Below are 19,549 nucleotides of genomic sequence, written 5' to 3'. Positions count from 1 at the left end.
TGGACCGTCAGATGCTCATCGAACGCGCCGTGTTGATCTGGGCCATCACCATCTGGAAGGTCTCCGGGCCGGTCGCCTGGATCATCGTCGAGTGGTGCCGGCCGCCGCTGGTGACCGAGACCTGGATGAAGCCGGTCGTCTTCTTCTCCTTCATCAGGAGGAAGAGCAGCCCGATCAGGCAGAGCAGGGCGAAGATGATCGCGAGCACGATCGCGACCGTCGGGATCTTCTCCTCGGTGCGCGACATGTCGGTGGCCGTCCACACCGCACCCTTGAGCGGCATCGTTCCGGACGGCGTCACGATCGAGTCGTTCATGACGGTGATGTCGCCGAAGGACAGCATCGGCGCACCGCCACCGGCGCCGGGCGGCAGGCCCGGCTGCTGCGGGTACCCGTAACCGGGCATGGTCGGCTGGCCCGCCTGGTCCGGGGGGTAGCCGTAACCGGGTCCGGGCTGGGCCGCGGACTCGGGCAGCTGCTGAGGGTAGCCGTAGGCCGGAGTGCCCGCGCCGGGCTGGGTGTACCCCTGGCCGTCCGCGACGGTGGGCGGATTGCCCGGCTGCTGGGGAGGTCCCCACTTGTATGAGTCGTCCGCGTACGGATTCGGATCGCTCAACGTTCCCCGCTCTCGATCAAGCCTGTGCGCCCCGCGCCTTGCTGCGCCGGGGGCGGCGAACCGGTGTCCGGTTCCGCATGACCGTACCGTCAAGACCCGGACGGCGCAGCAAGAGGCCCCGCTTCCCGCAGCGTTCGTGCGGAAAACGGGGCCTCGGATGCAACTGGTGCGCCAGTGACGGTCAGAAGCGGCGCGTGATCAGCGCCCGCTTGACCTCCTGGATCGCCTTGGTGACCTCGATGCCACGCGGGCAGGCGTCCGTGCAGTTGAAGGTGGTGCGGCAACGCCACACACCGTCACGGTCGTTGAGGATCTCCAGGCGCTGCTCGCCGCCCTCGTCGCGCGAGTCGAAGATGAAGCGGTGCGCGTTGACGATCGCCGCCGGGCCGAAGTACTGGCCGTCGTTCCAGAACACCGGGCACGAGGACGTGCACGCGGCGCACAGGATGCACTTGGTGGTGTCGTCGAAGCGCTCGCGGTCCTCGGCGGACTGCAGACGCTCACGGGTCGGCTCGTTCCCCTTGGTGATGAGGAAGGGCATGACGTCGCGGTACGCCTGGAAGAACGGGTCCATGTCGACCACGAGGTCCTTGAGGACCGTGAGGCCCTTGATGGCCTCGACCGTGATCGGCTTATCCGGGTTGAGGTCCTTGATCAGCGTCTTGCAGGCGAGCCTGTTCTTGCCGTTGATCCGCATCGCGTCGGAGCCGCAGATGCCGTGCGCGCAGGAGCGACGGAACGTCAGCGTCCCGTCGGTCTCCCACTTGATCTTGTGAAGGGCGTCGAGCACACGCTCCTTCGGGTCGATCGAGATCTGGAAGTCCTGCCACTGGGTCTCGTCGGAGACCTCGGGGTTGAAGCGGCGGATCCGGAAGGTGACCGTGATGTACGGGGAGGCGGCGGACTCCGCCTCGACCTTGTCCAGAGTCGGGGTAGCCATCAGTACTTACGCTCCATCGGCTGGTAGCGGGTCTGGACGACCGGCTTGTAGTCGAGCCGGATCGACTCGGTGCCGTCGGCCGCGACCTCGCGGTACGCCATGGTGTGGCGCATGAAGTTGACGTCGTCGCGGTTCGGGTAGTCCTCGCGGTAGTGACCGCCGCGGGACTCCTTGCGGGCCAGCGCGGAGGTCGCCATGACCTCGGCCAGGTCGAGCAGGTTGCCCAGCTCGACGGCCTCCAGCAGATCCGTGTTGAACCGCTTGCCCTTGTCCTGGATGGACACGTTGAGGTAGCGCTTGCGCAGCTCGGCGATCTTGTCGACGGCCGTCTTGATCGTCTGCTCGGTGCGGAACACCATCACATTGGCGTCCATGCACTCCTGCAGCTCCAGACGGATCGTCGAGACCCGCTCGGTGCCCGTCGAGTTGCGCAGCCGCTCGATCTGCTCCTCGACCATCTGCGCCGGGTTCTCGGGAAGCTCGACGAAGTCGTGCTTCGCGGAGTACTCGGCGGCACCGATGCCGGAGCGGCGTCCGAAGACGTTGATGTCGAGCAGCGAGTTGGTGCCCAGACGGTTGGCGCCGTGCACGGAGACACAGGCGACCTCGCCGGCGGCGTACAGGCCCGGGACGACGGTGGTGTTGTCGGACAGCACCTCGCCCTCGACGTTGGTCGGGATGCCGCCCATGGCGTAGTGCGCGGTCGGCTGGATCGGAATCGGGTCCGTGTAGGGCTCGATGCCGAGGTACGTACGCGCGAACTCGGTGATGTCCGGGAGCTTGGCGTCCAGCTGCTCCGGCGGCAGGTGCGTGAGGTCGAGGTAGACGTGGTCGCCCTCGGGACCGCAGCCGCGGCCCTCACGGATCTCCGTGTAGATGGAGCGGGACACGACGTCACGGGACGCGAGGTCCTTCATGACGGGCGCGTACTTCTCCATGAAGCGCTCGCCGTCCTTGTTGCGGAGGATGCCGCCCTCACCACGGGCGCCCTCCGTCAGCAGGATGCCCATGCGCCAGATGCCCGTCGGGTGGAACTGGAAGAACTCCATGTCCTCCAGCGGCAGGCCGCGGCGCCAGGCGGCGGCCTGGCCGTCACCGGTCAGGGTGTGCGCGTTCGACGTCACCTTGAAGAACTTGCCGGTGCCGCCGGAGGCGAAGATGATCGCCTTCGCCTGGAAGACGTGGATCTCGCCGGTCGCCAGCTCGTACGCGACGACGCCCGCGGACTTCTTGACCCCGGTCTCGGGGTCCTCCTGGAGCAGGAGGTCCAGGACGTAGAACTCGTTGAAGAACTCCACACCCTCCTTGACGCAGTTCTGGTACAGCGTCTGGAGGATCATGTGGCCGGTACGGTCCGAGGCGTAGCAGGACCGGCGGACCGGGGCCTCGCCGTGGTTACGGCTGTGACCGCCGAAACGGCGCTGGTCGATCTTGCCCTCGGGCGTGCGGTTGAACGGCAGGCCCATCTTCTCCAGGTCGAGAACGGAGTCGATGGCCTCCTTCGCCAGGATCTCGGCGGCGTCCTGGTCGACCAGGTAATCGCCGCCCTTGATCGTGTCGAAGGTGTGCCACTCCCAGTTGTCCTCTTCCACGTTGGCGAGCGCGGCGGCCATGCCGCCCTGCGCGGCGCCCGTGTGGGAGCGGGTCGGGTAGAGCTTCGTGAGCACGGCGGTACGGCTGCGCTTCGTGGACTCGATGGCCGCGCGCATACCGGCGCCGCCGGCGCCGACGATGACGGTGTCGTACTTGTGGATCTGCATGATTTCCTCTGGTCCCTCTGGCCCGGCGCCTAGCGGATGTTCGGGTCGAAGGTGAAGATCACCAGCGTGCCCAGCAGGACGGTGAACACCGTGGCGGTGTACAGCAGCATCTTCAGCCAGAAGCGGGTGTTGTCCCGTTCGGCGTAGTCGTTGATGACCGTACGGAGGCCGTTGGCGCCGTGCAGCATGGCCAGCCACAGCATCGCCAGGTCCCAGAGCTGCCAGAACGGCGAGGCCCAGCGGCCCGCCACGAAGGCGAAGCCGATCTTGGAGACGCCGCCGTCCAGCACCAGCTGGATCAGGAGGTGGCCCAGGACCAGGACGACCAGGACGATGCCCGACAGGCGCATGAAGAGCCAGGCGTACATCTCGAAGTTGGTGCGCGAACCCTTGGGGGTCTTGGCCGTCCGCTGGCGCGGGGGCTCGATGACCGGGGCCGGGTTGTCGACGTCGTAGAGGCTTACGCCGTCGACGGAGCCGATCGTCGCGGAGGACTCGGTGGACATTGGCCTCAGCTCCCGAAGACTTCGCGTACGGCGTGGCCGAGGACGGGGTACAGGGCCCCGACCATCAGCACGACCCAGACACCCACGACGGACCAGAGCATCTGCTTCTGGTAGCGCGGGCCCTTGGCCCAGAAGTCCACGGCGACGATGCGGAGACCGTTCAGCGCGTGGAAGAGAATGGCGGCCACCAGGCCGTATTCGAGGAGCGCGACGATCGGCGTCTTGTACGTGGCCACGACGTCGTCGTAGGCCTCGGGGGAAACGCGGACGAGAGCGGTGTCCAGGACGTGTACGAACAGGAAGAAGAAAATGAGGACACCGGTGACTCGATGAGCCACCCAGGACCACATGCCTTCCCGGCCGCGGTACAGCGTTCCAGCCGGCACGGAAGAACCCTCCGGGAGCGGGGATTGGGGCCGGCCGGCTTGCTGTCGGTCTGACCCGGCCGGGTACGGTCCACCGGCCCCGGCCATCGTAGCGACGCTTTGTCGGTTCGTTCGCGCGGGGGCCTCTGGTGTGATCAAAGTGGCAATCAAACAGCCACGGACGGGCTAGAACGGGCTGGTTAACACCGCTGACCGGCCCGTTCCGTTATGAACCCGATACCAGCTCGATGATGCGGCCCCGGGCGAGTCGCCGCATCTCGTCCGCGGTGACCACCCGCTCCTGGTCGGGTTCGTGGCCCAGCCTGGCCCGGATTCCGGCGAGCACCTGGTCCGGCTGTTCGGCGGGCCCGAATCCGTCCAGGCAGATCACGAAGACATGGCCGAAGCGGCACTCGTACGCCGCATGCGCGGCCCGCAGCGCGAGATGGGCGGAGTGCGGCGCGGCGTGGTGCAGCCCGGGGGAGACCTCGGCGGCGAGTGCCTCGGCGAGATCCGCCGGTGACAGGTCGTAGCCTGCCTCGTCGGCGGCGGCCAGCAACGCGTCCAGGTCGGGGTACGGGCGGTGCGCGGCCACCCGCTGCGCCCAGCGGTGGCTGCCGCAGCAGTCCAGCAGGGCGGCCTCGGCCTCGGCGGACGGCGCGGTGTTGAAGCGGTCGAGGTCCGGGGCGTCGGCCCGGCCCTGTGCCGGTCCGGAGTTCTGGACGGGTACGGCCGTCCGGGTGGCCGGTTGCCACAGTCGCTTCGGGAGGCCGGCGTGGGACTCGCTGGACCTGGACAGCGTGGGCTCCTCGAATCAACGGCATCTGTGAACCTGGAGTGGGCGGGACGGGTGAGACCAGGCGGATGCAGGGTGAAGGGAGAGACGAATGTGCCTCAAAACTAGCGAGGTCGGGCAACCGTCGCCCGACGGATACGCGAACTTCACCCGGACGGGAGAGTTTCAGAACGTCTGATGAACCGTATTCCAAGGAGAATTTCCGGCTATCTCCTGACTTCTGCCATGTTTCCCGTCAATAACGGAGGTTTCTGACCGATGTCGCCCTCACGCGGCACTCTCGTGGCCGGTGCGGTCCTCACCGCGGCGGCTGCCGCGACGATCGCCGTCGTCGTCTGGCCGGAAAGCTCCGACAGCGGACTCGCGGGGGAGTCGGGGTCCCGCTCTCCCTCGCACGCCTCGGCCGCCCCCTCGCCGACCCGGAGCTACCCGCTCTCCACTGCGCCCCGCACCATCCCCGCCGTACGCGAGCACATCGCCGCCCGCGGTCCCGGCTGGCGGCCCGGCCCGGCCGCCGGGGTCGTCATCGCCCACGGCAGCGGGACGCTCGCGGACGAAGGACAGCTGCTCGCCGGGGAACTGAAGATCCACTACCGGGGTGACGTCGCCGCCCGCGCGGGCGACGTGGAGCTGGCCCTCACTCCGGGCAAGGGCACCCCCGAGTCGTACACCCTCAAGACGCACGGCGGACGGGTCACGATCAGCGGCCCCGACCAGGCCGGTGTCTTCTACGGAACCCGCACGCTGAAACAGTCGGTGCGCGCCGACGGCCAGATGCCCGAGGGCGAGGTACGCGACCGCCCCGACCGGCCGCAGCGCGGCCTCAATCTCGACATCGCGCGCAAGTACTACACCGTCGCCTGGATCGAGGACCGGCTGCGTGAGATGGCCGATCTCAAGCTCAACCAGCTCGGCCTGCACTTCTCCGACGACCAGGCGTTCCGTATCCAGTCCGACACCCACCCCGAAGTGGTGTCGCCGCAGCACCTCACCAAGGCGGAGGTGCGGCAGATCCTCGGCCTCGCGGGCCGGCTGCACATCGAGGTCGTCCCCGAGATCGACTCCCCGGGCCATCTGGGTGCGGTCCTGCGCGCCCACCCCGACCTCCAGCTGCGCAATGTGTCCGGTGTGCGCTCGACCGGATCGCTCGACATCTCCGACCCGGGGGCGGCGAAGCTCATCGACGAACTCCTCGGGGAGTTCACCGAGCTGTTCGGCGGCCGGTACTGGCACCTCGGCGCCGACGAGTACCGCGCCCTGATGGCGCGGGACCCGGCCGCCTCGTACCCGCAGCTGCAGCGCGCCGCCCAGCAGAAGTACGGACCGCAGGCCGGCATCAAGGACCTCGCCACCGGCTGGCTCAACGACCGCGCGGCGGTGGTGCGCCCGCACGGCAAGCAGCCCAAGGCCTGGAACGACGGCTTCTTCCGCGACGGAGTCGTCCACGCCGACAAGGACATCGAGGTCGAGTACTGGACGGGCAAGGAGTACGGCGCCCGGCTGCCGGAGGAGTATCTGCGCGAGGGACGGCGCGTGGTGAACCTCAACGACGAGTTCCTCTATTACGTGCTCGGCCAGCCCAACAACTTCGTCTATCCCACGGGCAAGCGGATCTACGAACAGTGGACCCCGCTCGTCCTGCGCGGCACCCAGCCGGTCCCGGCGCGCTACTCCGGCCAGATCCTCGGCGGCCGGTTCGCGGTCTGGGGCGACCTCCCGCAGGCGCAGACCCCGGCGCAGGTGGCGCAGGGCATCCGGATGCCGCTGCGGGCGACGGCCCAGAAGCTGTGGGCCCCGGGCAAACCGGCGCTGACCTGGGATCAGTTCCGGGCGCTGGCCGCACGGATCGACGGGGTGGGCTGAGCGGGGCGGGCCGGATTACTTGTGGACAGCGCGGTGGACCGGGGTTACGTTCACGTGCCGCGCGCTCTGGGGAGGGACGCGCGTTCCTTGCGTTCCTGGCTCAGAATCCTGGGGGGTTCCACATCGTGCTGTGCTCCACCTGCCGTCTCAGACCGCCGGTCACCGCGGACGGTCACTGTCTTGTCTGTGCCGGACCGGCTGGGACGGCGGCGCCGTCCCAGCCGGTCCCGGCCTTCGTTGCTCCGCAGCAGTATCTGCGTTCGCCGGACGGGCTCGCGAAGGCCGTCGTCATTCTGCTGATGGTCGTCGCCGTGACGGATCTGCTCGCCGTGGCAGCGGGGCTGAACGTCCGCATCCTGCTCGCGAACGGACTGGAGAACGACTTCGCGACGTACGACGACGCGAAGGCGGGCCTGGCGGACAATCTGTACGGGTCCGCGGGTCTGCTGCAGGGTCTCACGACCCTGGCCACCGCCGTCGTCTTCATCATCTGGTTCCGGCGGGTGCGGATGAACGCCGAGGTGTTCGACCCGAGCACGCAGCCGATGTCGCCCGGCTGGGCGATCGGCGCATGGTTCGTCCCGGTCGCCAACCTGGTGCTGCCGCGCCGGATCGCGGGCGGCATCTGGACCGCGAGCGCCCAGACCAACACCGACGGCAGCTGGCGCAGGGTCCCGGCCACCCCGATGAATCTGTGGTGGGGGGTGTGGGTCGTCTCGTTGCTCTTCGGCCGGTACACGGCCCAGCAGTACTGGAAGGCCGAAGACCCGCAGGAGATCATCGACACGACGGGCCTGGTGATGGCGTCCGACGCGTTCGACATCGTGGCCGTGGTGTTCGCCATCCTCTTCGTACGCAAGCTGACCCGGATGCAGGGGGAGCGAGCGGCCCTCGGTGTGTATCCGCTCGGCGCCCGGCCTTCGGCGGCGCGGGCCCACTGAACGATGCGATCCGGCCTCCCACAGTGACGATTTTGAGCCATCCGGCGCTGAACGCGGTAATGGGAAGCGCCGCGTCCCCGTGCGTGCACGCGCGGGGACGGGCCGACGGGAGACGCCGATGAGCCTGCTGGAACTGATCGCCGCCGCCGACGAGCGGGGGCTGGCCGCGAGCGCGGTCGCCTGCCTCGACCGCTGCCTGTCGCAGCCCGCCGACGGGACCGATCCGGATCCGCTGCGCCCGCTCTGGGCGGGGTGCGCGGACGGCTCTGTGTGGCCGGACCGCCTGGCGGAGGTGCGCGCGGCGGTGGATGCCGCGGCCGATACGGAGGGGGCGGCGCCGCAGATCCGGAAGCTGCTGGGCGACGCGCCTGTGGACCGGGCGGCGCCGGAGCTGCGGGAGTGGGCGGACGCCTGTTCGTTGCTGGCTCTGGAGGTCCACCTCGGGCAGGATGCGACGCCGCCCGCCGGAGTGGAGGCGGTGCGGTGCTGTCGCGAGGGCGATCCGGAGGGCGCCGGTCCGTTGCTGGCAGGGGAAGTGCGCCGGCAGGTCCGGATCCTGGAGATGCTGGCGGAGACTGCCGAAGCGTCAGGGGCGGGTGCCGGACTGCGCCAGGTGCTCGATGTGTCGACGGAGGGGCAGCGTGTGCTGCGTGCGGCGGTTTCGCGCCGGGCGCGCGGGCGGGGGTAGGCAACCGGGGTCGTCCGGCGGCCGTTCTTTCCTGGGATGCCGGGCGTCGGCCCCGACTCGGTCGAACTCGTCGACGGGGGAACGGTGCTGGGCGGGATCCCGGACCGGCCGGACAGAGAGAACTGAGGAAGAACGAGGACGACCGGGGCCGCCACCCCCCACAGGAGAGGCCCCGGTCGTCTTCCGCGGGGCCGTAGGACGACCCCGTACTCTTCTCAGCGCCGTGGCTGCGTTTTCTGTCACACCGCCCCGTGTCGGAAGAATGTTGCAGCTTGTACAAGTCATGGACGTGACCCCCGCGAAGGACGTAGCGTGCTGAGTCGCGCAGGGTGGCGCGGCAGTGATGACCAGCTGCGATTCAGGACAGCAGGGCAGGTTGAGGGAGTGCTGGGGGACGACGCGGAGCTCACTGCCGCGGTGCTCGCGGCGCAGGACGGGGACGAAGACGCCTTCCGTACTGTGTACCGCGCTGTACAGCCGCGGCTGCTGGGCTACATACGGACACTGGTGGGTGATCCGGACGCCGAGGACGTGGCGTCCGAGTCCTGGCTGCAGATAGCGCGCGACCTCGACCGGTTCAGCGGCGACGCCGACCGCTTCCGTGGCTGGGCGGCGCGGATAGCCCGTAACCGCGCCCTGGACCATCTGCGGATGCGCGGCAGGCGCCCCGCGATCGGTGGCGACGAGTCGGAGCTGTCGGAGAGGCCGGCCGAGTCCGACACCGCCGACGAGGCGATGGAGGCCCTGGCCACCGGCCGCACGATGTCGCTCATCGCCCAGCTGCCGCAGGACCAGGCCGAGGCCGTGGTGCTGCGGGTGGTCGTCGGCCTGGACGCGAAGAGCGCGGCCCAGACGCTGGGCAAGCGGCCGGGGGCGGTACGCACCGCGGCGCACCGGGGACTGAAGCGGCTGGCCGAGCTGCTGCGCACGGACGGCACGGACCATGCCGACGGCCGCCCCGGTGACATCGACGGCGAGGGTGGCGACGGCCGTGCCGACGGCGGCGCGGGCATCGCCGCGGACCGTGTTCCCGCGGGCGATCCGGCGGATCCGTCCGCCCCTCGCGGGAGCGCGGCAGGCCGGACGGCGGAACTCGGCGCCCTGCCCGCCCAGCGCCCCTCCCGCAACGGTCCGGCGGCGCCGGCCGGTGTGACGCATTCGCGTCCGTGGACGCAGAAGGACATGTGATGGCCGACGAGCACTACGAATGGCTTGACAAGGACGCGGCGGAGAGATTGCTCCGCCGCGAACCGGTCGATCCCGTCGGCGGTCACTTGTGCACGGAGGCGGAGAGGCTCGCGGCAGCGCTGGACGCCGCCGCACGGGCCGCCCGCCCGGCCACCGGCGAACTGCCGGGCGAGGCCGCGGCACTGGCAGCCTTCCGCGCCGCCACGCACTCCGCGCGCGCACGGACACGGGCGGCGAATCCGCAGGTGAAGGGGTACGCCGAGCAGCCGGGCGAACCGGCACCGGCCGACGACGTACTCGAACCGGTGCACATCCGGCCCGCCTCCGGCGGCTTCGCCCCGGACTGCTCCTCTTCCTCCGCAGGTTCCGGCCGTACCCGCTCCCTGCGCTGGAGCCGGCCCATCCGCTTCGGCCTGGTCGCCTCCTTCGCGGGCTGCGCGCTCGGCGGGGTGGCCGTGGCCGCGAGCACCGGGATGCTCCCCGGACCGTTCGGCGGGCACACCCCCGTACCGGCGACCTCCGTCTCGGCCGCGGCGACCCCCGAGGAGCTCGGCTCGGGGGCCGTCACCGAAGCGAGCCCGTCCGCGCAGCCGCCCGCCTCCCCGGAGCCGGAGCCCTCCAGTCACCCGGCGGATCCCTCCGCTCCCACCGGTGACCGGGACAACGGCAGAACCGACAAGGGCGATGACTCCGAGGGCGACGACAACCGGAAGCCCGGCGGCGCCGCGAGCGGATCCTCCGACAGCACCGAGGACGGCAAGCAGAGCGACGGCTCCGGGGACGGCACCTCCGGCAACTGGTACGCCAAGACGGTCAAGGCCTGCCGCGACTACCGCGACGGCAAGCTGGACGACGGCCGCAGACGGTATCTCGTGGCGCTGGCGAAGGGCGCCCGCAATCTGGACCGGTTCTGCGACCGAGTGATCGCCAGGGCCGATGAGGGCCAGAACAGCTCGGGCGGCGACAGCGGTAGTGGCGGCGACGGGGACAGCGGCGGCTCCAGCGCGCTCCCGGCGATCCGGTTCACCACCCCGCCGTCGCCGTTGCCCTCGACCCCGGTCTCCTCGCCGGCAGCGGACCGGGCGTCCCTCGACGCCGTCGGATCACCCGGCTGAGAGCCGTGCGCGCCAGTCCTTTTCGAGCCGTCCACCACCAGGTGTGACGTTTTTCGAGGCCACGGCGCAGTACAGAATGAGCCGACTGGTCATCGGCAGCGCACAGAGCCGGGGTTCCCCCCGTACCTGCGGCTCAGCGCATCGGCGCGGGCGGGACACGTTCCCCCGGTCCCGTCCGCGCCCCTTTCCTTCCGGCCTTCCGGCCTTCCGGCCTTCCGGCCTTCCGGCCTTCCGGCCTTCCGGCCTTTCCGCCTTCCCGCCCGACAGGACCTACCCGTAGACGACGACCTTGTCGCCCGTCCTCACCTGGGCGAAGAGCGAGGCGATCTTCCCCTTGTCGCGGACATTGACGCAGCCGTGCGAGGCGCCGCTGTAGCCGCGGGCCGCGAAGTCCGCCGAGTAGTGCACCGCCTGGCCGCCGCTGAAGAACATCGCGTACGGCATGGCCGTGTGGTAGATCGTCGACACATGGTGCCGTGACTTCCAGTAGACGGAGAAGGTGCCTTCGCGGGTCGGCGTGTACTGGGAGCCGAAACGGACGTCCATCGACGAGACGACGCGGCCGTCGATCATCCATGACAGCGTCCGGCTGTTCTTGCTGATGCAGAGCACCCGGCCCGTCATGCAGCGCTTGTCCGGCTTGGTGACGGGCAGGGTGGCCGGCGGATTCAGCTCGGCGGCCGTCGGCTCGTGCGTCATGCCGAGCAGCTTCTGCCAGGTGACGGTGTCCGTCCTGCCCGTACGGGAGAGACCGCGCTTGCCCTGGAAGGACTGGACGGCGGCGACCGTGACGGTGCCGTAGTAGCCGGTGGGGGAGCGGTCGAAGTGGCCGATCTGCCGCAGCCGGGCCTGCAGTTCGCGCACCTGCTTGCCCTCGGAACCGCTCGCCATCAGCGTCGTGCCCTGCGGGTCCGGCTTCGGCGCGGGCGTCGCGGTGGCCTGCGGGGACGATGACGATGCGTCCGGCGAGGGCGACTGCTGCGCGGCGGGCTTGGCGTCGTCGGTCGCCGTGGCCCGGGGCGGTGACGACGGGGCCGCGGACGCGCTGTCGGCGGGCTGCGCCGTGCAGCCGGCGGTCATGGCGAGAACGGCGAGCGCCGCCGTGGCCGTGGTCCCCGCCCAGCCCCGTGTCCTGACCTGTGCCTTGCCCGGTGTCCTGCGACGTGACGTGCTTCCGGTGATGCTGCCTATCATCTCGGCCCCCTGTGTCTCCGGATCTCCGGGTTTCTCCGGTGTCCCATTGGATGGATTCCCGCTCTGCCCGGTTGCCAAAGCCCGCGCATGATGGGGAGAGCGGCGGCGAGGGCCGTGGGGGAGGGCTGTGAGCAAGGTCCCAGCCGGTGCCCCTCCACCGGTCTCGTGCCCGCCGCTACAGTCCGTCGCGGGAATCCTTGGTTACCAGTAAGTAGCTTTACTGAGCAGCTTCAGCGGGAGGCACAGCAGATGACGCGCGAGTCGGAGTCGGGACTGCCCATCGAGCCGGTGTACGGGCCGGACGCACTCGACGGGTGGAACCCCGACGACAAGCTGGGAGAGCCGGGCGCCTACCCCTTCACGCGCGGTGTCTACCCCACGATGTATACCGGCCGGCCGTGGACGATGCGCCAGTACGCAGGTTTCGGTACGGCCACGGAATCCAACGCCCGCTACAAGCAGCTGATCGCCAACGGCACGACGGGCCTCTCCGTCGCCTTCGACCTGCCCACCCAGATGGGCCACGACTCCGACGCGGCGATCGCGTCCGGCGAGGTCGGCAAGGTCGGGGTCGCGATCGACTCGATCGACGACATGCGGGTCCTGTTCGGCGGGATCCCGCTGGACAAGGTCTCCACGTCCATGACGATCAACGCCCCGGCCGCGCTGCTCCTCCTGCTGTACCAGCTGGTCGGCGAGGAGCAGGGTGTCCCGGCGGAGAAGCTCACCGGCACCATCCAGAACGATGTGCTCAAGGAGTACATCGCGCGCGGCACGTACATCTTTCCGCCCAAGCCCTCGCTCCGGCTGATCGCCGACATCTTCAAGTACTGCCGGGCCGAGATCCCGAAGTGGAACACCATCTCGATCTCCGGCTACCACATGGCGGAGGCCGGGGCCTCGCCCGCGCAGGAGATCGCGTTCACCCTCGCGGACGGGATCGAGTACGTCCGTACCGCCGTCGCCGCCGGTATGGACGTCGACGACTTCGCCCCCCGTCTCTCCTTCTTCTTCGTCGCGCGTACGACGATCCTCGAAGAGGTCGCCAAGTTCCGCGCCGCCCGCCGGATCTGGGCGAGGGTGATGAAGGAGGAGTTCGGCGCGAAGAACCCCAAGTCGCTGATGCTGCGTTTCCACACCCAGACCGCGGGCGTCCAGCTCACCGCCCAGCAGCCCGAGGTCAACCTGGTACGCGTCGCCGTCCAGGGCCTGGCCGCGGTCCTCGGCGGTACGCAGTCGCTGCACACCAACTCCTTCGACGAGGCAATCGCCCTGCCGACCGACAAGTCCGCCCGCCTCGCCCTCCGTACCCAGCAGGTCCTGGCGTACGAGACGGACGTCACGGCCACCGTGGACCCGTTCGCGGGTTCGTACGTCGTCGAGTCGATGACCGACGATGTCGAGGCCGCCGCCCTGGAGCTGATGCTCAAGGTCGAGGACATGGGCGGCGCGGTCAACGCGATCGAGCGCGGCTTCCAGAAGAACGAGATCGAGCGCAGCGCGTACCGCATCGCCCTGGAGACCGACAGCGCGGAGCGCGTCGTGGTCGGCGTCAACCGCTTCCGGCTCGACGAGGAGGAGCCGTACGAGCCGCTGCGCGTCGACCCCGCGATCGAGGCCCAGCAGGCGGCCCGCCTGGCGAAGCTCCGCGCCGAACGCGACCGGGGCGCGGTGGACACGGCGCTGGCACAGCTGCGGAAGGCGGCCGAGGGCACGGACAACGTCCTGTACCCGATGAAGGACGCACTCAAGGCACGGGCGACGGTGGGCGAGGTCTGCGATGCGCTGCGGGGGGTGTGGGGGACGTATGTGCCGTCGGACGTGTTCTGAAGTTCTACGTGCTCGTGTACACCGATCCGGGCGCCGACGATTACCGCACCTGTTCGACGTACAAGCGCGGGTCCGAGGTCCCCCTTCCTGCGTCTGTGGGAGTTGATGTGAAGCTCTCCGTAGACCGCCTCCTGGATGGCGACGAGGACTGACCCGAGCTCCTTCCGAGCCCGCCGAACGGAGTGTCGTACGCGCGTGCGACACTCCGTTTCATGCTGGGTGTCACCGATCTTCCGACTTATCTCGCCGGCCTGGTGCTGATCGTTCTTCTGCCGGGGCCGAATTCGCTGTACGTGCTGTCCGTCGCCGCCCGGCGCGGTGTGCGGACCGGCTATGTGGCGGCGGCCGGGGTGTGGACCGGGGACACCGTGCTGATGACGCTGTCCGCGCTGGGGGCCTCGTCGTTGTTGCAGACGACGCCGGTGCTGTTCGCCGTCGTCAAGTTCGCGGGTGCGGGCTATCTGACCTGGCTGGCGATCGGCATGCTGCGGGCCGCGGTGGCCATGTGGCGCGAGCGGCACCGGCGGATGGCCGAGCTGACCGAGGAGACCGCCGAGCCCGAGGCCGCGGCGGCGATGGAGCGGCCGTACCGGCGGGCGCTGGCGGTCAGCCTCTTCAATCCGAAGGCGATCCTGTTCCTGATCTCGTTCTTCGTGCAGTTCGTCGACCCCGGCTACGCCTACCCGGCGCTGTCCTTCCTGGTGCTGGGCACCCTGCTGCAGATCGCCAGCTTCCTGTATCTGTCGATGCTGATATTCGGCGGCACCCGCCTGTCCGCCGCGTTCCGCCGCCGCAAGCGGCTGTCGGCGGGGGCCACTTCGGCGGCGGGTCTGCTGTTCCTGGGGTTCGCGGCGAAGCTCTCGCTCAGCAGCGTGTGACCGCGGCGACGCCCAGCGGGGCCAGGTACTGCGCCAGGCCCGAGGTGTCCTCGCCCGCCCAGCCGATGTAGCCGTCGGGGCGGACCAGGAACAGGCCCTTTCCGTACGCCTCGTAGGCATCCGTGCGGTGCACGCGGACCACGCCGCTGTCGAACGCCGGGAGTCCGGTGTCCGTGCCGACTGCCAGCAGCGTGAACTGCGGGCCGCGGAAGATGTCGAAGAGGCGTCGGCCCCCGTCCGCCGGTCCGTCCGCCGGTCCGTCCGCCGGCCCGTACGCCGGTCCGTCCGGGGCGCGGTCGCCGGAGTGCAGGGCGCCCGCCCGGCCCACCGACAGCGGGCCCTCGCGGTAGCCGAGGCCGAGCTGCTGGGTCGCCGCGCCGCGTTCCTGCTCGCCCCGGTGGATGCGGGTGGACAGGCCGAGCATGTCGGCCGCGATCGGGCGGCGCTCCTCCTCGTAACTGTCGAGCAGGGCGACGGGCGCGCCGTGCCGCAGCACCTGGCCGAGCTTCCAGCCCAGGTTGTACGCGTCCTGGACGCTGGTGTTGAGGCCCTGGCCGCCCGCGGGGGAGTGCACATGCGCCGCGTCGCCCGCCAGGAAGACCCGGCCGTCGCGGAACCGGTCGGCCAGAGCGGCGCGCGGCCGGAAGTCGGAGGACCAGAGGACCTCGGTGATGTCCTGCGCCGTCAGATGGGTGCGGGCGGCGACCAGCGCGCGTACGCCCTCCTGGGACGTGTCGGGCTCGCCCTCCTTGAACTGGGCGACCAGCTGGAAGTCCGCCGTGCCGGGCAGCGGGCAGAGGGTGAGGAAGCCCTGCTCGCCGCTCATCACATGCCAGTTGAGCCGGTCCAGGGCGTCCTCGGCCACCCGCACATCGGCGACCAGCATCGGCGCCGGATCCACGGACTCGCCCGTCATCGCGATCCCCAGCGCGCGCCGGACCGTGCTGCGGCCGCCGTCCGCCGCGACCAGGTAGGAGGCCCGCACCGATCCTGTGCTCAGGCGGGCCGTGACGCCGTCCGCGTCCTGGTCGAGCCCGGTCAGTGCGGGGAGAAGGCGACATCGCCGCCCAGCTCGCGCAGCCGGGCGAGCAGGATCTCCTGGGTGCGCCACTGCGGCATCATCCACGGCTCCCCGTACGGCTCGGCCTCGGTCGGGGACGCACGGCGGAACATGTCGTGCTCCTGCTGCCGCTCCCCGTCCTGCCAGACCATCCCCACCGGGGCCGGGCCTCCGTGCTCACGCACCGCGTCGCCGACCCCGAGGTCGTCGAGGACCTCCCTGGTGCGCGGCTGGATTCCCTTGCCGCGCGAGCCGGGAAAGAGGGCGGGCGACTGCTCGACGACCAGGGCGCGCACCCCGCGGCGGGCCAGATCACAGCCGAGGGCCAGGCCACAGGGGCCGGCGCCGACGATCACGACATCGATTTCCTTAACGCTGTTAAGTTCCATGGTTCGGAGTGTGTGCTTAACGCTGTTAAATTGTCAAGGTGGGCACAACGAAGATCGACCGGGCGCGAGTGGCCGACACCGGGCTGCGGCTGCTGAACGAGGTGGGCCTCGACGGGCTCACGCTGCGCGCCATCGCCAGGGAACTGGACGTCAAGGCACCCGCGCTCTACTGGCACTTCAAGGACAAGCAGGCACTCCTCGACGAGATGGCCACGGTGATGTACCGCCGGATGCTCCACGAGGACCTGCCGGGACCGGCCCCGGAGCGTTGGCAGGACCAGCTCGTCGCGTACAACAGCGCACTGCGCACCGCTCTGCTGCGCTACCGCGACGGGGCGAAGGTCTACAGCGGCGCCAAATTCACCGGCACCGACCACGCCGACGGCCTCGAATCCCATCTGCGGACGATGGTCGACGCCGGCTTCGAGCTGTGGCAGGCCGTCCGGGCGGGCACCACCGCCTACTCGTACACCATGGGCTTCGTCACCGAGGAGCAGGGCGTTCAGCCGATGCCCGACGAGCGGCGGGACGGCTTCGACATCGGCGAACGCGCGCAGCGGATGGCCCGGTATCCGCTCGCCGCCGCGGCCGGTGCCGAGATCTTCGCCAACTACGACGAACGCTTCGAGGACGGCCTGCGGCTGATCGTCGCGGGCATCGAGGCGCGGTACGCGGTGGGGTGAGACGGGGGTGTGGGCGTCGCGCGAAGGCGTGTCACTCCGCCCGCAGGTAGGCCGACGTCAACACCCCTCCCGGCATCCGCAGCCGCGAGGAACCGTTCTCCAGGTGCTTGTCCGACGCCTCCTGGATGCTTGCCCAGGTCGTTCACGCTTCTCGGTGAGCCGGGCGGTGGTCAGCGTTCCGCCGGTGGTGGCGGCCGTGTGCCCCCGGAGAGCACCCGGAGCGCTCAAGTCTGCCGCCGCCGCGTCGCGTCGGGCGTCACGTGGGTGTCGTCCAGCGTTCACCACCCGTCGCCCCGGTAGCCACTCCCTCCTCGACGGGGCTGATTACGTTGAGCGGCTACAAGATCGAAGGCGAGGGCCGGCGTGCCGAAACTGTCCGTTGTCGTACCGCTCCACAATGTCGCCCCGTATGCCGACACCACGCTGGGCAGTCTTGCCCGCAATGCGGCCGGGGACGTCGAATTCCTGCTGGTCGACGACTGTTCCACGGACGAGACGCCGTCCGTCATCGACCGCTGGGCCGCGAGAATCCCGCAGGCCCGGGTCATCCGGCACGACACGAACGTGGGGATCGCCGCCGCGCGCAACAGCGGAATCGAGGCGGCGAGCGGTGAGTTCCTCACCTTTCTCGACGGCGACGACTGGTACGCCCCCGGGCACCTGGATCGGCTCCTGGAAGCAGCGGAGGAACTGGGCGTCGACTTCGTCCGCAACGACCACGTCCAGGCGACGGGCACCAGCCGGGTGGTCCGCCGCGCCCCCGCCCGGGTGCGGGACCGGGCGACGGACCCGCGGGCGGGGATCGCGTACCCGGCGATGGAGACGATGGTCGACTACCCCTTCGTCTGGGCCGGGCTCTACCACCGACGGCTCTTCGAGGACGGCGGCCTGCGCTTCGACTCCGCCCTGCGCACCGCCGAGGACCGGTTGTGGACCTGGCGGCTGCATCTGCGGGCACGCACCTGCGCGGTCCTGGGGCTCCACGGGATCTTCTACCGGCGCGGTGTCACCACCTCGCTGACCCAGATCAAGGACTCCCGCCAACTGGACTTCTTCCCCGCGTACGACACCCTGCTGGAGGAGCTGGCGCAGGACCGGGACGCGGAACTCCTCCTGCCCAAGGCGGTCCGTTCGTACTGCGCGCTGATCGCGTTCCACAGCGAGAAGGCGGGCGAGTACGGGGCCGGCACCGCCCGCAGCCTGAGACGGGAGTCGATCGCCGCGCTGCACCGCATGCCCCAGCACGTACTGGACCACACCCTGATGACGATGGACACGAAGCGCAGCACCTTGCTCCGACGCCTGCGTGACAAGCAGAAGGCCGCCTGACCCATGCCTACGCGCACCCAGATCTTCCAGGTGTCGACCCTGTACGGGGCCGCCACGCTCGCTGCCGCGCTCGACGCCGGCCAGTTCGGACCACCGGCGGAGAGCCGCCGGATCCTGCTGGTGTGCAACAACGCCCCGGTACCGGAGACGGCCGCCGGGCTGGACGCGATGCTCGGCTACGACCGCATCGCCGCCCGTTTCGACTCCGTCGTCAGCTGGAACGAAGCGATCCGCCCGTACCACCCGGGCGCCTGGGGTCCTCGTGCCGAGGACGTCGTGCTGTGGCAGCGCGCACTCCGGCTCGCCTGGGGACTGGGTGAGGAACCCGTCGAACTGGTCCTGGAATCCATCCAGGTCGACCCGGCCCGCGCACTCGGGGCGATCTTCTCCGAGAGCACCCTGCACGTCTACGCGGACGGCCTCATGAGCTATGGGCCGACCCGCACCAGGCTGCCCCAGACGATGGGCTGCCGCGTCCAGCGCGTGCTCCACCTCGACCTGGTGCCCGGGCTCAGGCCCATGCTCCTGTCCGAATTCGACGTGGAGCCCGAACTCGTACCGGCGGACGCCTTCCGCAAGGTCCTCGGCGAGATCGCCGGTGCGGCGGACGGCGACCCGCAGCTCACCGAGGCGGTGGAGCAGGCCCCCACCGCCGTACTTCTGGGCCAGTACCTGGCCGCCCTCGACATCCTCACCGCCGACGAGGAGGAGGACCTGCACATCCGTATGCTGCGCGGGGCCGCCCGGGCCGGCCACACGTCCATCCTCTTCAAGCCCCACCCCACCGCCCCCGCCCGCTACTCCGACGCCCTGGACCGCGCCGCCGCCGAGGCCGGGGTCCGGCTCGTCACGATGGACACCCCCCTGCTGGCGGAGACCCTCTTCGAGAGGTGCGCACCCGCACTCGTCGTCGGCTGCTTCTCGACCGCCATGCTCACCGCCGCGGCGTACTACGGCATTCCCGTCGCCCGCGTCGGCACGGGCCGGGTGCTGGACCGCCTCACCCCGTACGAGAACAGCAACCGCATTCCGCTGACGATCGTCGACCACCTCGTGCCCGATCTGGAGGACCACGGCGGCGGTGCTGTTCCCGCACTGCCGCCCAGCTCACCCGCGACCCTGAGCCCCCTCGTCCGCACGGTCGGGTACTGCATGCAGTCCGAACTCCACCCGGAACTGCGCGGTGAGGCGGAGGCATGGCTGCGGGACCGGCTGGACGTCAGCACCCAGCGCTACTTCAAGCGCCGCCGTATCGACATGCTGTCCCTGCCCGGTGGCAGCGCCGAGGGCACCGCGGCCCGACTGCGCCGGACGGTGCGGCGCACCCGCAGCACCCTGAGTCGGTGACGGCCGCTCAGCGGGCACGCGTCCTTCACCTCCGCGCCATCCGCAGGAAGTGACTGTTCAC

The 19,549-nt window shown here is 70.0% G+C and carries 17 protein-coding genes and 1 pseudogene; 10 read left to right on the top strand and 8 right to left on the bottom strand.

Features of this window, described 5'->3' with window-relative positions; genetic code table 11:
• Positions 1–7: 7 nt before the first annotated feature.
• The 6 genes from ACGFU7_RS04220 to ACGFU7_RS04195 form a co-directional block, all read right to left on the bottom strand.
• On the bottom strand, positions 8–616 hold the full coding sequence (locus ACGFU7_RS04220) for a hypothetical protein (RefSeq protein WP_393692152.1): 609 nt from the start codon (positions 614–616) through the stop codon (positions 8–10).
• Positions 617–797: 181 nt separating this feature from the next.
• Complete coding sequence (locus ACGFU7_RS04215) at positions 798–1,556, bottom strand: succinate dehydrogenase iron-sulfur subunit (RefSeq protein WP_393692150.1); 759 nt, start codon at positions 1,554–1,556, stop codon at positions 798–800.
• The gene (gene sdhA, locus ACGFU7_RS04210) at positions 1,556–3,316 is read right to left on the bottom strand and encodes a succinate dehydrogenase flavoprotein subunit (protein ID WP_393692148.1); all 1,761 of its coding nucleotides are present in this window, start codon (positions 3,314–3,316) and stop codon (positions 1,556–1,558) included. The genes ACGFU7_RS04215 and sdhA overlap by 1 nt, the downstream gene beginning before the upstream one ends.
• Before the next feature lie 29 nt (positions 3,317–3,345).
• Entirely contained in the window at positions 3,346–3,822 is a 477-nt protein-coding gene (locus tag ACGFU7_RS04205) for a succinate dehydrogenase hydrophobic membrane anchor subunit (RefSeq protein ID WP_393692146.1), read from the bottom strand.
• 5 nt (positions 3,823–3,827) lie between these two features.
• A complete protein-coding gene (sdhC, locus tag ACGFU7_RS04200; protein WP_093900148.1) occupies positions 3,828–4,208 on the bottom strand; it encodes a succinate dehydrogenase, cytochrome b556 subunit in 381 nt (126 codons plus the stop codon).
• A gap of 205 nt (positions 4,209–4,413) precedes the next feature.
• Entirely contained in the window at positions 4,414–4,944 is a 531-nt protein-coding gene (locus ACGFU7_RS04195; RefSeq protein ID WP_393692859.1) for a 2-oxo-4-hydroxy-4-carboxy-5-ureidoimidazoline decarboxylase, read from the bottom strand.
• 297 nt (positions 4,945–5,241) lie between these two features.
• On the opposite strand from ACGFU7_RS04195, the gene ACGFU7_RS04190 reads away from it, so the two are divergent.
• The 5 genes from ACGFU7_RS04190 to ACGFU7_RS04170 all read left to right on the top strand — a co-directional run bounded on the left by ACGFU7_RS04190 (position 5,242) and on the right by ACGFU7_RS04170 (position 10,778).
• The gene (locus ACGFU7_RS04190) at positions 5,242–6,846 is read left to right on the top strand and encodes a glycoside hydrolase family 20 protein (protein ID WP_393692144.1); all 1,605 of its coding nucleotides are present in this window, start codon (positions 5,242–5,244) and stop codon (positions 6,844–6,846) included.
• Positions 6,847–6,971: 125 nt separating this feature from the next.
• A complete protein-coding gene (locus ACGFU7_RS04185; protein WP_393692142.1) occupies positions 6,972–7,787 on the top strand; it encodes a DUF4328 domain-containing protein in 816 nt (271 codons plus the stop codon).
• A gap of 118 nt (positions 7,788–7,905) precedes the next feature.
• Complete coding sequence (locus ACGFU7_RS04180) at positions 7,906–8,475, top strand: hypothetical protein (RefSeq protein WP_393692140.1); 570 nt, start codon at positions 7,906–7,908, stop codon at positions 8,473–8,475.
• A 384-nt stretch (positions 8,476–8,859) separates the two neighbouring features.
• Entirely contained in the window at positions 8,860–9,663 is an 804-nt protein-coding gene (locus tag ACGFU7_RS04175; RefSeq protein ID WP_393692857.1) for an RNA polymerase sigma factor, read from the top strand.
• Positions 9,663–10,778: a hypothetical protein gene (locus ACGFU7_RS04170; protein WP_393692139.1), complete on the top strand. Its 1,116-nt coding sequence runs from the start codon at positions 9,663–9,665 to the stop codon at positions 10,776–10,778. Before ACGFU7_RS04175 ends, ACGFU7_RS04170 begins: the two co-directional genes overlap by 1 nt.
• Before the next feature lie 270 nt (positions 10,779–11,048).
• Here ACGFU7_RS04170 and ACGFU7_RS04165 read toward each other — a convergent pair whose 3' ends face one another.
• Positions 11,049–11,858: a L,D-transpeptidase family protein gene (locus ACGFU7_RS04165; RefSeq protein WP_393692855.1), complete on the bottom strand. Its 810-nt coding sequence runs from the start codon at positions 11,856–11,858 to the stop codon at positions 11,049–11,051.
• 363 nt (positions 11,859–12,221) lie between these two features.
• On the opposite strand from ACGFU7_RS04165, the gene ACGFU7_RS04160 reads away from it, so the two are divergent.
• Together ACGFU7_RS04160 and leuE are read left to right on the top strand one after the other, a co-directional pair.
• Positions 12,222–13,802 carry a methylmalonyl-CoA mutase gene (locus tag ACGFU7_RS04160; RefSeq protein WP_393692138.1) on the top strand — a complete coding sequence of 527 codons (1,581 nt, stop codon included), beginning with the start codon at positions 12,222–12,224 and terminating at the stop codon, positions 13,800–13,802.
• A 212-nt stretch (positions 13,803–14,014) separates the two neighbouring features.
• Positions 14,015–14,680, top strand: a complete 666-nt coding sequence (gene leuE / locus ACGFU7_RS04155) for a leucine efflux protein LeuE (protein ID WP_393692136.1) — start codon at positions 14,015–14,017, stop codon at positions 14,678–14,680.
• On the opposite strand, the pseudogene ACGFU7_RS04150 reads toward leuE, so the two are convergent.
• A pseudogene (locus ACGFU7_RS04150) lies at positions 14,670–16,069 on the bottom strand (FAD-dependent monooxygenase); the annotation flags it as partial. The gene leuE and the pseudogene ACGFU7_RS04150 overlap by 11 nt on opposite strands.
• A gap of 98 nt (positions 16,070–16,167) precedes the next feature.
• On the opposite strand from ACGFU7_RS04150, the gene ACGFU7_RS04145 reads away from it, so the two are divergent.
• From ACGFU7_RS04145 to ACGFU7_RS04135, 3 genes are all read left to right on the top strand, one after another.
• On the top strand, positions 16,168–16,812 hold the full coding sequence (locus ACGFU7_RS04145) for a TetR/AcrR family transcriptional regulator C-terminal domain-containing protein (protein WP_393692134.1): 645 nt from the start codon (positions 16,168–16,170) through the stop codon (positions 16,810–16,812).
• 363 nt (positions 16,813–17,175) lie between these two features.
• On the top strand, positions 17,176–18,141 hold the full coding sequence (locus tag ACGFU7_RS04140; protein ID WP_393692132.1) for a glycosyltransferase family 2 protein: 966 nt from the start codon (positions 17,176–17,178) through the stop codon (positions 18,139–18,141).
• A gap of 3 nt (positions 18,142–18,144) precedes the next feature.
• Positions 18,145–19,488, top strand: coding sequence for a polysialyltransferase family glycosyltransferase (locus ACGFU7_RS04135; RefSeq protein ID WP_393692130.1), 1,344 nt, complete (start codon positions 18,145–18,147; stop codon positions 19,486–19,488).
• Positions 19,489–19,549 lie beyond the last annotated feature (61 nt).

It is taken from the genome of Streptomyces sp. NPDC048473 (assembly GCF_043200155.1).
GTDB lineage: Bacteria > Actinomycetota > Actinomycetes > Streptomycetales > Streptomycetaceae > Streptomyces.
This window is presented reverse-complemented; position numbering and strand designations above follow the sequence as displayed.